At 34.2% G+C, this 11,602-nt stretch carries 12 protein-coding genes; 3 read left to right on the forward strand and 9 right to left on the reverse strand.

What is annotated here, in order from left to right; all coding sequences use genetic code 11:
* Positions 1 to 9: 9 nt before the first annotated feature.
* The 5 genes from QE109_RS13285 to QE109_RS13305 form a co-directional block, all read right to left on the reverse strand.
* Complete coding sequence (locus tag QE109_RS13285) at positions 10 to 627, reverse strand: cyclodeaminase/cyclohydrolase family protein (protein WP_281095025.1); 618 nt, start codon at positions 625 to 627, stop codon at positions 10 to 12.
* Positions 628 to 636: 9 nt separating this feature from the next.
* Complete coding sequence (hutI, locus tag QE109_RS13290; RefSeq protein WP_281095026.1) at positions 637 to 1,908, reverse strand: imidazolonepropionase; 1,272 nt, start codon at positions 1,906 to 1,908, stop codon at positions 637 to 639.
* Between the two features lie 4 nt (positions 1,909 to 1,912).
* Entirely contained in the window at positions 1,913 to 2,806 is an 894-nt protein-coding gene (gene ftcD / locus QE109_RS13295; protein WP_281095027.1) for a glutamate formimidoyltransferase, read from the reverse strand.
* An 81-nt stretch (positions 2,807 to 2,887) separates the two neighbouring features.
* Entirely contained in the window at positions 2,888 to 3,841 is a 954-nt protein-coding gene (locus QE109_RS13300) for an L-threonine 3-dehydrogenase (protein WP_281095028.1), read from the reverse strand.
* Between the two features lie 144 nt (positions 3,842 to 3,985).
* A complete protein-coding gene (locus QE109_RS13305) occupies positions 3,986 to 4,276 on the reverse strand; it encodes a DUF1294 domain-containing protein (RefSeq protein ID WP_281095029.1) in 291 nt (96 codons plus the stop codon).
* 115 nt (positions 4,277 to 4,391) lie between these two features.
* Between QE109_RS13305 and QE109_RS13310 the strand changes: the two genes are divergently transcribed.
* On the forward strand, positions 4,392 to 4,832 hold the full coding sequence (locus tag QE109_RS13310) for an MgtC/SapB family protein (RefSeq protein ID WP_281095030.1): 441 nt from the start codon (positions 4,392 to 4,394) through the stop codon (positions 4,830 to 4,832).
* A 3-nt stretch (positions 4,833 to 4,835) separates the two neighbouring features.
* Here the strand turns inward: QE109_RS13310 and QE109_RS13315 are convergent, their stop codons facing one another.
* Together QE109_RS13315 and asnS are read right to left on the reverse strand one after the other, a co-directional pair.
* On the reverse strand, positions 4,836 to 5,990 hold the full coding sequence (locus tag QE109_RS13315; protein WP_281095031.1) for a response regulator: 1,155 nt from the start codon (positions 5,988 to 5,990) through the stop codon (positions 4,836 to 4,838).
* A gap of 90 nt (positions 5,991 to 6,080) precedes the next feature.
* Complete coding sequence (gene asnS / locus QE109_RS13320) at positions 6,081 to 7,472, reverse strand: asparagine--tRNA ligase (RefSeq protein WP_281095032.1); 1,392 nt, start codon at positions 7,470 to 7,472, stop codon at positions 6,081 to 6,083.
* Positions 7,473 to 7,676: 204 nt separating this feature from the next.
* Between asnS and QE109_RS13325 the strand changes: the two genes are divergently transcribed.
* On the forward strand, positions 7,677 to 8,849 hold the full coding sequence (locus tag QE109_RS13325; protein WP_281095033.1) for a GGDEF domain-containing protein: 1,173 nt from the start codon (positions 7,677 to 7,679) through the stop codon (positions 8,847 to 8,849).
* Between the two features lie 4 nt (positions 8,850 to 8,853).
* On the opposite strand, the gene QE109_RS13330 is transcribed toward QE109_RS13325, so the two are convergent.
* Together QE109_RS13330 and glsA are read right to left on the reverse strand one after the other, a co-directional pair.
* The gene (locus tag QE109_RS13330; RefSeq protein ID WP_281095034.1) at positions 8,854 to 9,924 is read right to left on the reverse strand and encodes a hypothetical protein; all 1,071 of its coding nucleotides are present in this window, start codon (positions 9,922 to 9,924) and stop codon (positions 8,854 to 8,856) included.
* Positions 9,925 to 9,960: 36 nt separating this feature from the next.
* Positions 9,961 to 10,878, reverse strand: a complete 918-nt coding sequence (gene glsA, locus QE109_RS13335) for a glutaminase A (RefSeq protein WP_281095035.1) — start codon at positions 10,876 to 10,878, stop codon at positions 9,961 to 9,963.
* 192 nt (positions 10,879 to 11,070) lie between these two features.
* Between glsA and greA the strand changes: the two genes are divergently transcribed.
* A complete protein-coding gene (gene greA / locus QE109_RS13340) occupies positions 11,071 to 11,532 on the forward strand; it encodes a transcription elongation factor GreA (protein WP_281095036.1) in 462 nt (153 codons plus the stop codon).
* Positions 11,533 to 11,602: the final 70 nt, after the last annotated feature.

The raw sequence follows: 11,602 nt of genomic DNA on the forward strand, positions 1-11,602 counted from the left end.
AAGTTGTACTTAGAGATCAGATAGCCCCATTATATATGCCTCTTTCTCTATTGCAAGCGCTTCAAGTTCTTTTACTTTATCACTTGTATCCTTTACAAAAGTCTCATCTTTTATAGAGCCAAGGTTAATCTTCACATTGTAAAGTGCAGAAAGGATTGCTGTTCTTGCCATCATTCCTGCAACTAATGCATCTGTTTGTGCATTTTTATTGCCATTTTCAACGAGATATGCGATATCTTCAAAAAGTTCTGCTGTTTTTTCAGCAACTTCAAGAGGGACAGAAGCAGCATATTTCATACCATCTTGTATCAATTGAGTTCTATGTGCTTTTTCTTCATCAGTTTCTTTAGGTAATTTAAACGCCTTCATGACACTATCAAAAGAATTTGCATCTTTGTCTATCAAATCAACAAAAACCTGTTTATATGCAGCCATTCTCACTGCCACATTACTCATTTCATCAGAAACAGCTTCATAATTTTTTTTACCTATTGTTAAATTTGCTACCATTGCTGCAAGTGCAGATGCAAGCGATGATGATAATGCCGCAACACTTCCGCCTCCCGGAACTGGTTCGCTTGATTCAAGTTGATTAATAAAAGCTTGCAAGCCTAAATCCTTTAACATTTTTGCCTCCTAATAAGGTTGATTATTCTCTTTGTCTAGAATTAGAACGCCATTTTTTATAACTTTTTCAACCGTGCTTACACCAATATGATAAGGCAAGAACTTATACGATGGAAACTCATGGACCACTAAATCAGCTTTTTTTCCTATATCAATACTTCCTATTTGGTCAGCACGATCAAGTGCAGCAGCACCGTTGATAGTCAATGCAGTTATTGTTTCTTCAATGGTCATTCCCATTTGATTTGTAGCAAGTGCAATTAAAAGCGCAATTGACTCGGTAAAGCAACTGCCCGGATTAAAATCTGTTGCCAATGCAACAATTAAACCTTGATCAATCATGTACCTAGCTCTCGCGTAATGCTCTTTTAGAGAAAACGCGGTACATGGCAATAGTGTTGCAACAACCCCAGCGTTTTTCATCGCTTCTATGCCAAGATCGGACGCTTGTAGTAAATGATCTGCTGAAATAGCACCTAGTTCAGCAGAAAGTTCAGCCCCTCCTAAAGCAACAATTTCATCAGCATGAATCTTAATTTTAAAACCTAATTTTTTTGCTGCATTTAGAAATCTACGAGACTGCTCAATAGAAAATACATTCTCTTCACAAAAAATATCCGAAAACTCTGCCAAACCACGTTGATCAACAACAGGAAGCACTTCTTCAATCATAAAATCAATAAAGGCTTCTGGATCTTGTTTGTATGCGGCTGGTCTAGCATGTGGCCCTAAAAATGTCGTGATAATATCAAGGGAATGTAACTTGTTGAGTTCTTTCATTACTTCGAGTTGTTTAATTTCAGTATCAAGATCTAATCCATACCCGCTTTTCCCCTCAACTGTAGTAACACCAAAGCTAGTCATTGAATTCAGTCTTTTTATTCCGACTTGAATTAAATCTTCCTTTGAAGTCGCCATAGTTCCTTTGACTGAATTGATGATGCCACCACCCCTAGACATAATATCCATGTATGATATTCCATTTAGTCTCCAGTTGTATTCTTCTTCTCTATAACCACCAAAGATGAAATGTGTATGTGAGTCTACAAACCCCGGTAATACACATTTACCTTTAGCATCAATTACTTTAAAGTCTTTTTCTAAAAAATATTCAAGATCAATCGGCTCTGCTGTAACTTTTGTGATAATTCCATCTTCTACAATTACTGAAGCGTTTTTCAACACATTCAGATCTTGCATTTGCGCTCCTGCCTTACCTTTATAACCGCTACAAGTAACGACCTCAGATGCATTATGGATCACTACGCTACCTTTTTTCATGAATTTACTCCATTATTCTTTTTTCTAATACCTGTTCGTATGAAAATTCTTCTATTCCCAGGTAATATTCTGAAGTGGCAATGAGTGCATCCATTGGAACTAAACCAATAATCTCACTACCAACAATTGACACGCCGTATCTTTGCGCTTCAATTCTGATAAGTTCAAAAGCACGATACAATGGCGTTTTTGTAAAATCGGTCATATTCATCGATATTTGTACAATACCACGTTCTTCAAGCGCAATACCAAGTGCTTTACAATAACGTAACCCACCGCTTAAGTGTCTCACATTTTTAGCTATTTTATTCGCAATTTCCAAATCGTTTGTATTGAGATTAACATTGAAAGCCACAAGCGGCATTCTAGCACCGATTGCTGTAATTCCAGCAGTTGGATGAATCGTAGTCCCAAAATCTGGCGTCCATTCAGGCGCTTTGATTTTCTCTGCCATCCCTTCAAATTGACCTTTTCTTACATTTGCTAAATTTTCTCTTGTCGATGCAGATGCTGATTTCTCATACAAGAAACTAGGCACGGCAAATTTATCATAGATAAGTGATGCGACTTCTTTTGAAAGTGCAACACACTCTTCCATAGTTGCATTTTTAATTGGTATAAATGGGATTACATCAGTTGCCCCCATCCTAGGATGTTGACCTTCATGCTTAGTCATATCAATCAATTGCGACGCAATTCCTACCGCTTCAACAACAGCAGCTTTTAAAGCTTCTCTCTCACCAACTACGGTTACAACCACTCTATTGTGGTCTTCATCATTGCTATAATCTAATAATTTAACGCCTGCTTTTCCTCTAAAGGGAGCTACGATTTTATCGATTTTTTCTAAGTCTCTTCCTTCACTAAAGTTAGGAACACATTGAATGATTTGATGCATAATAACCTCCAAATAATTTGATTATCTATAGTTTATAGTTTCTACGTCTATTTTTCGACCATTCACCATTCAAATCGTCAACTAAAGCTCTAGTTTAATTTTAAGTTTCTCTAGCATATCTATTGTCATGCTTTCCAAATTATATTTTGGGTTCCAATTCCATTCTGCTCTTGCACATGAATCATCAAGTGAATTTGGCCAAGAATTTGCTATGTTTTGTTTAATTGGATCCACATTATAATCCATTTCAAATTCAGGAATATGCTTTTTAATTTCATTCATTATATCAACCGGACAAAAACTCATAGCTGTGATATTGAAAGCATTTCTATGAATCAATTTTGAACCGTCAGCTTCACAGATTTGGATAATTGAATCAATTGCATCAGGCATATACATCATATCCATATAAGTTTCAGAATTGAGATTGCATGTAAATTTTTTATTTTTAAGTGCTTCATAATATATATGAACAGCATAATCTGTGGTTCCACCACCTGGAAGTGCTGAATAAGAAATCAATCCAGGGAAACGAACACCTCTTGTATCAACACCAAATTTCTGAAAATAATAATCACATAAAAGCTCCCCTGCAACCTTCGAAACACCATATATAGTTGTAGGGCGTTGAATTGTATCTTGTGGTGTGAAATCTGGAGGTGTTGTCGGACCAAATGCAGCAATAGAACTTGGCGTAAATACCATAGCACCAGTTTCACGAGCTGCCTCAAGACAGTTGTATAAACCATTCATATTTACATCCCATAACAATTGAGGGTTATTCTCACCTACAGCTGATAACAATGCCGCTAAATTCATGACAGTATCTATTTCATATTTTTTCATTAACTCTAGTAAACGATTATAATCAGTAACATCAAGCAATTCAAAAATTCCATCTTTTTCGACAGACTCATTGTTACCACCTCTAATATTTGTTGCAACAACGTTTTCAACCCCATAGACTTTTCTTAAGGTATGCGTCAGTTCCGTACCAATCTGACCGCAAGCTCCAGTGATCAATATTTTTTTCATTTAGCGCTCCCCTTCTAAAATTATTTGAATCCTTAAAATCTTTTTACCAATTCTATTTTACATGATACATTATAAGAGTAAAACAAATGTTTTTTGAAAATATTTTAACATTTCGACTTACTTTTTATTTTTAAGCGTTATTACCTATATTAAGCTAATAATTTTGTCTTGAAAAATTAGAATCGAAATAATTAGCAAATCCACAAAAGTACCTAAAGTCGCAACAACTCTAAACTTGATTTTACTCAACTTATGACGACCTACAATCATAGCCATTAATAATCCGATCCCACCCGATAAAAAACCATGAGATAAAAGAAAAAACTCAGAAATTCGCCATTTTCCTTTGACTGCATAGTATTTATCTAGTAACATACTGATAAATGCAGATAGATTTACTGCAATAAATAATAACCATATAATTTTTAATGTCATAGCACCTCCAAACACAATTTACTAGTGATTTAATTTATATAGATATAAATCTCATAGTGTGTATAATCTATATTAACTCACTATCAAGATATATACAATGAGAAAGGAGCATGTCATGAATCTTGAACTTGAAAGCGTCATCAAGATCTTAATAGCTGTTTTAGTAGGTGGCTTTATCGGACTTGAAAGAGAGTCAGCTAATCGTCCTGCTGGATTAAGAACTCATATACTTGTATGTGTAGCGAGTGCCTTAGTTATGGATATGAATATACTGCTTGCAAGAGAGTTTATCAATACAGATCCCGTTAGATTAGGCGCACAAGTCATAAGTGGTATGGGTTTTCTAGGTGCTGGTACAATTATCAAAGAAGGCGTCAACGTGCGCGGTCTTACAACTGCTGCAGGTTTATGGGCGGTTGCATGTCTTGGACTCGTCATTGGCGCTGGTTTTTATCTCCTAGCCGTTTTTGCTTCTCTTGTTATGTTAATTACATTAAAAACTTTCAATCAATTAGAGCAGAAATATACCAAACATAAAAGACCACCGATGGAATAGTCGTTATTTTTTCCTATTCATAGAAATTGATACACTAGTTTTTCCATCTAAACAATCTACATTTACACTACCACCGTGTTTATTGACGATAATATCATGAACTACGCTTAAACCCAGCCCCATAAAATGCTGTCTAGGTTTTGTCGTGAAGAAAGGATCAAATATATTGCTGAGTGCTTCACTGGATAACCCCTCTCCATTGTCTTCAATGATTAGTAACGAAGCACCTTCAACATCCAATGTCTTAATCAGAATCTCACTCTCATCAACATCTCGCATCGCATAAATTGCATTTACTATTATATGCATTAAAGACTGTTTAAATGAATTTACATTGCAGTAAACCAAGCCAACATCTTGATAACTCTTGGTTATCTTTGTAACTTTTTTTAGTTCACTTCCAAGCAACATCAAAACCTCTTCGACTAGCTCACTTAGTTTCGCATAAGTAAACTGCTCCTGTTTATTTTCAGAAGTTAATTCCTTCAAAGCGTTAATTATTTTTCTTACATTTGTAATTTCACCATTCATTTTCGCATATTGATCATACTCCTCTATACGCTCAAATTTAGTGCTATTTTTATTACAAGTTTCTATAATTTGCTCTAGATTTGTTAATGGTACATCAATTTCTTGAGTAAGTCCGTTAATTAGACTGCCTATGGCAGTCATTTTTTCTTTGGCGATTACATACGCTTGAGTATCTTTTAATGCTTTATTGATTCTTCTTAGTTCAGCATTCTGGTTTTCTAAAAGTTCTAATGCTCTTTTTAGATTTTTTTCACTTTCAGCTTCAGATAAAGCTGCTTTTACCCTAACTACAAATTCTATTTTATTAAAGGGTTTATGGATATAATCAGTTGCACCTAATTCAAAACATTTTTTCAGGATTTCAAGATCATCTACAGTCGTTAACATGATGACCTTTGCTTTGTTGAGTAATCCTCTCTCGTTTGCAAGTGAAAGGAAGTCAATGCCTGTTATCCCAGGCATTACAATGTCAAGCAAGATTAAATCAACCGGTTGATTCTCAACAAAATCAATTGCTTCTTCTCCACTTAGACTCGAAAATATAGTGCCCTTTACATTGAACTCATTAAGTGCATCTTCTGCTATACGAATATTCATCTTGCTATCATCTACGATGAGTATGTTCATTCATACCTCCTAAAGGTTTGCGTATGAACTATATACCCCGATGTATAGAAATAAAATCAAAAAGGGACCGTCTTACGACAGTCCCACTTATTAGAATTCAGCATTTTTAACAGTTCTTGGGAAAGGAATAACATCTCTAATATTTCCCATCCCCGTTAAGTACATAATCATTCTCTCAAATCCAAGTCCATAACCCGCATGTCTGGTTGTACCAAACTTTCTAAGTTCTAAATACCACCAGTAATCTTCTTCGTTAAGTCCAAGTTCCTTAATTCTATCAATTAGTAGATCAAGTCTCTCTTCTCTTTGTGATCCCCCAATTAACTCGCCAACACCTGGTACAAGCAAGTCCATTGCAGCAACAGTCTTTTGATCTTCATTCATACGCATATAAAACGACTTGATTTCTTTTGGGTAGTTAATTACAAAAACAGGTTTTTTGTAGATTACTTCTGTCAAATATCTTTCATGCTCAGTTTGTAAATCTGCACCCCAGAAAACAGGATACTCAAATACTTCACCCGAGTTAATTAGCGCATCAACAGCTTCTGTATACGTCACTTTACCAAAATCTGAGTTAAGAACATGTGACAATCTATCCATTAAACCTTTATCTATTCTCTCATTAAAGAATTTCATTTCTTCTGGGCAAGTTTCTAGTACATATGCAATGATGTATTTCACCATATCTTCTGCAAGTGACATGTTATCTGTTAAATCAGCAAATGCAATTTCAGGTTCAATCATCCAAAACTCTGCTGCATGTCTCTTAGTATTAGAATTCTCTGCTCGGAAAGTAGGACCAAATGTATATACATCTCTAAAAGCCAAGGCAAAAGTCTCCGCTTCAAGCTGACCACTAACTGTTAAATTTGTTTCTTTACCAAAAAAATCTTGTGTTGGATCAAATTTATTTTCATCATCAACTGGCAAATTTTCTAAATCTAACGTTGTTACTCTAAACATTTGTCCAGCGCCTTCTGCATCACTACCAGTGACAATTGGTGTATGAACATAAACAAATCCTCTATCTTGAAAAAACTTATGAATGGCAAAAGCTGCAGCAGATCTCACTCTAAATACCGCTGAAAAGGTATTGCTTCTCGGTCTTAAATGAGCGATAGTTCTAAGATATTCCATAGTGTGTCTTTTCTTTTGCAGTGGGAATTCTGGTGTTGAATAACCCTCAACAACGATTTCTTTCGCTTTAAGCTCAAATGGTTGTTTTGCATTTGGCGTTGCAATAAGCGTACCTGTAATAATGAGTGAAGATGCAATAGAACATTTTTCAATGTCTGCAAAATTTTCAAGACCATCATCAAACACGATTTGCAAATTGTTAAAATACGTTCCATCGTTTAGCTCTATAAAACCAAATGTTTTGGAACTTCTTGTAGTTCTTATCCACCCAGAAACTTTGATTTCACTTTCAATATATGCCTCTGGTTTTAAAAATAAATCTCTAATCAACGTATTCTTCATATAAACCTCCATCTATTATTACGAGCATACCAATCATTCAATCATCATAGCAAGCCAGTACTTATCAAATTCTATTAAATTATAATACAATAGGTAGATTTAGTCAAAATATAACATTGCCATTTACAAGAGTTTCTTATACTATAATAGTACAGTTTATTTACAACATGAAAAGTATAAATAAGTTATCTAAGAGAGGACAATATGAATCAAATAGATTTGCTTTTTTTAAGTGCTTCGTTATATTTAGTAAGTTTCTACCTTAATCTCAATATTGATAGAAATCGAGATCATTCAAAATTAACAGATTTAATCCCATTTGTATTAATTTTTGCCACATCAAAATTAAACTTATTGACATCTGATTTTGATATTTTTAAGATTGCCCTTATTTTTAGTATAGGCGGCAAAATTGCTATCCCACTATTCAAGCAAAAAATCACAGCCGCTGGGATTATGTTATATGACTTTTTTAGCATAATTGTCGTTCTTATATTTTTAAACTATTTATATATTCCTTATCCCATGTTTCTTAATCTTGTTTTGATCTTTATCGTTGCATTACAGATGATTATCAAAGTAAGAACGTATAACAACCATGATACAAAACAAAATAAAGAGATTATGGAACTTGGTTTCTTAAATTTAGTTGGTTTTCTAGCCATCTCCATTGGAAACAATGTATACAATCTATACATGGGCGTTGCAGTTATTATAATTGCTCAACTATCTGAACTGGCTATCAATGTAAAACATCACCACGATGAACACGACAAATCAAAAATACGACTCAAAGATTTGGAAGATCGTTTTGAGAGAACAGTCGAATTTGAAGCAAAAAAAAGAACTGCACATATGGCAGATAAAGTTGAATACATCCGTGAGCGATCTCAAAAAGATCCACTAACAAAAGCATATAATCGTAACGGTATTCTTACTGAAATGAATGGATTAATCAATGATTCAACCGTCAAGATCTTCTCTGTCGCAATGTTTGATATTGATTTTTTCAAATCTATCAACGATTCGAAAGGACATATTATAGGAGATGAATGTCTTAAATTTTTGTCCTACTCCATCATGACAAACAATCGTAAAACAGATTTGCTAGGAAGATATGGTGGTGATGAGTTTATACTTCTTATGCCTCACATCAATGCGCCAGCCGCTATGGAGATATGCGATCGATTGAGAAAAGAGATTGCTTTAAAATCCTCACCAAAGTTTTCTATATCCATGGGGATCGCATCTTATCCTTACGATGGGCGTTCCTTTAATGAACTACTTGAAGTTGCAGATAAAGGTCTTTATGTAGCAAAAGAAAATGGTAAAAATCGCGTTTCATATTCTGGAAATGTTCCTTTACTAAAAAAATAGGCCATCACTTGATGACCTCAAAATCATATATTTTAGGCAAGGTGGCTGCATTAGAAATAGTGTATGACACCTTGTTTTTTATGTTTGAATTTTCTTCTGTACTAAAAGTTTCTACTATATTGATGATAATAAAATCTCCATCAATTGACAACTCATATGGATAGTATTTTACGAAAGACATACCAGTTTCAGCTGTTCTCTCAACAGCATCAATCTTAATATAAGCTGGTGTGTCTACATCGACAAATTTCAATAAATCATCACTTTCATTGGTGATATAATTTACCCATGCTTGTTCAAATCCCAAAATCAAATTATAATATGCAACAGGTATTTCAATAACTTTCAAAGGAAATTCCTGTTCATTTTCTTCTTCACCATCTGTATTCTCTGTTGAAGTATTTACCTCATTATTCGAGCTGGGTTCAATAATTGCACTCAAATCATCACCTAAATCACTGCTTGGTATTTTAAATGCACTATGATAACCTGTAACAGAACTTTCATCTTTATACATTACTTGTCTCACAAAATCAACTACACCATGTCCTTCGTATAAAGTACGCTCTTCAAAATAACCATCTTTCGTTTCATAGCGTACTTTAACGCCCTTACCACTGTTAAAAATATCTTGAATTGTCGCTGTTACTTTCTGTTTTTGTCCTGCCTTATTCTGAGTGGTAAAAGTCCAAGAACGATTTATCTCTAAAGGCAACTTTAACAATACGACTTCATCAAAATCAGATTCATTTAAACGGCTACCAGAATAAGTTTGAACTAGAGCTTCATCTGTCACTGTTAATCGCATCGTATAGTTGTATTCAGCTCCCGTACCACCAATAAAATTATTTTTCACTTCACCAGTTATAACAGCAGTCTTAATGTCTTTTGAGCTTTCTATTTCTATATTTTTTGAGATATGATAATAATCTCCATCTCCTGAAAATTCATCTACTAATACGGGTAAAAATTTAATTAAGTTTTCATCAGATACTTTCATTGAAGTCGATTCAATTTCGCATCCTGTTAAAAGTATAATAGATAACAAAAAAGCTGTGATTATTATTTTCCTCATGCGATCTATTCACCTCCACTTATGTTATCATATCACTTAGTAGATGCTTAGCTCAAGTTTTTTAGAAAGAGACTCAAGTAACTTCAATCCCGCGATGCTATTACCTTTTTTGTTTAGAGCAGGTCCAAATACGCCGATTCCCATCTGTCCTAATACAGTACACATGATACCACCGCCTACACCACTCTTCGCTGGAAAGCCAACGTTTATAGCAAACTCTCCAGAACCATCATACATCCCACAAGTTGCCATATATGATTTTACAATACTCGAATACCTAGCAGAAAATACGCGCTCACCAGTAAGGATATCTACACCATCTCGTGCCAGTAAAGCACCTATATAAGCCAAATCTCTTGTCGTCACTTCTATAGAACACTGCTTAAAATAAACTTCTAATACTTCGTCTACGTCCCCTTCAATATTGCCAAAATCTTTTAAAAAATACGCCATAGAACGGTTCCTATACCCAGTTTTTGACTCCGATTGATACACATCTTCATTGATTTTAATATTTTGATTATGTGTAATCTTCTTGATGAAATTAAGAATTCTTTGAATTTTTTCTTCCTTACTTTCACCTTTGATTAATGCCGTTACAGATATAGCCCCCGCGTTAATCATAGGGTTTAAAGGCTTATGCTCATCAAACGTTTCTAATCTAACGATAGAATTAAAAGGGTCACCAGTAGGTTCTTTACCAACTTTCTCAAAAACCTTTTCTTCACCATTATCAATTAAAGCAAGTAACAGTACAATCGGTTTCGAGATACTTTGAATTGTAAATTGGTGTTTTGTATCACCCGATTCATAGATCATTCCTTTTGTATCAATAAGCGTAATCCCCAATAAATTGTTGTCCGTTTTCTCAAGTTCAGGGATATAACTTGCAACCTTACCTTCATTTGTTATAGGTCTAAATTGTTCTATTATTCCATCTAAATATGCTTGCATATGTTCACCTCATCTCAACTCAGTCAATTCTCATTATAACAGGCAATTGAAAAAAATGAAGTGCTTTTTATAAATGTGTATTTATTTTTAAACATGTCTACAATTGAGTGCATTTTCCTTATTTACAAACAACATTTAATTTGGTAGTATAGTATATGTTACATATCCAAATCATATAAGGAGTTGTCAGGAATGAAGAAAACTTTATTAACTGAATCTGCACTTGTTAAATTAAAATTTGAATACGATGAGCTCATAGAGAAAAGACATCAAATCTCTGACGAGATAAAACGTGCAAGAGGTTTTGGAGATTTATCTGAAAACGCTGAATACCATGCTGCTAGAGAAGCTCAATCACATAATGAAACTGAAATTCTTAAACTTAAGGAAATTCTTGAAAATTATGAATTAGTACAAGGTAGCTTTGATAAAAACAGCATTACTATTGGTTCTAAAATAAAAATAAAGTATATTGACTTAGACGAACTTGAAGAAGTTGAAATTGTAACTAAGATTGAATCTGATCCACTAAACAGCAAAATCTCTAATGAATCACCTATTGGTAGTGTTTTAATGGGTAAGAAAAAGGGTGATAAAGTTGAAGCACTTACACCAAACGGAGTTGTTAAGTTAGAAGTAATTGAGATTTTATAATCGGTTCAAGCAAACAAATAAGTAAAGCCCAGCAGATCTGCTGGGCTTTTTTTTTACTTTCCTAGTCATG

It is taken from the genome of Fusibacter bizertensis (assembly GCF_029914245.1).
Taxonomy (GTDB): Bacteria; Bacillota; Clostridia; order Peptostreptococcales; family Acidaminobacteraceae; genus Fusibacter_C; species Fusibacter_C bizertensis.

What these genes read in the sequence shown, in the direction of transcription:
- QE109_RS13285 (WP_281095025.1), bottom strand. Translation starts at nt 627, where the DNA reads ATGTTAAAGGATTTAGGCTTGCAAGCTTTTATTAATCAACTTGAATCA.
- hutI (WP_281095026.1), bottom strand. Translation starts at nt 1,908, where the DNA reads ATGAAAAAAGGTAGCGTAGTGATCCATAATGCATCTGAGGTCGTTACT.
- ftcD (WP_281095027.1), bottom strand. Translation starts at nt 2,806, where the DNA reads ATGCATCAAATCATTCAATGTGTTCCTAACTTTAGTGAAGGAAGAGAC.
- QE109_RS13300 (WP_281095028.1), bottom strand. Translation starts at nt 3,841, where the DNA reads ATGAAAAAAATATTGATCACTGGAGCTTGCGGTCAGATTGGTACGGAA.
- QE109_RS13305 (WP_281095029.1), bottom strand. Translation starts at nt 4,276, where the DNA reads ATGACATTAAAAATTATATGGTTATTATTTATTGCAGTAAATCTATCT.
- QE109_RS13310 (WP_281095030.1), top strand. Translation starts at nt 4,392, where the DNA reads ATGAATCTTGAACTTGAAAGCGTCATCAAGATCTTAATAGCTGTTTTA.
- QE109_RS13315 (WP_281095031.1), bottom strand. Translation starts at nt 5,990, where the DNA reads ATGAACATACTCATCGTAGATGATAGCAAGATGAATATTCGTATAGCA.
- asnS (WP_281095032.1), bottom strand. Translation starts at nt 7,472, where the DNA reads ATGAAGAATACGTTGATTAGAGATTTATTTTTAAAACCAGAGGCATAT.
- QE109_RS13325 (WP_281095033.1), top strand. Translation starts at nt 7,677, where the DNA reads ATGAATCAAATAGATTTGCTTTTTTTAAGTGCTTCGTTATATTTAGTA.
- QE109_RS13330 (WP_281095034.1), bottom strand. Translation starts at nt 9,924, where the DNA reads ATGAGGAAAATAATAATCACAGCTTTTTTGTTATCTATTATACTTTTA.
- glsA (WP_281095035.1), bottom strand. Translation starts at nt 10,878, where the DNA reads ATGCAAGCATATTTAGATGGAATAATAGAACAATTTAGACCTATAACA.
- greA (WP_281095036.1), top strand. Translation starts at nt 11,071, where the DNA reads ATGAAGAAAACTTTATTAACTGAATCTGCACTTGTTAAATTAAAATTT.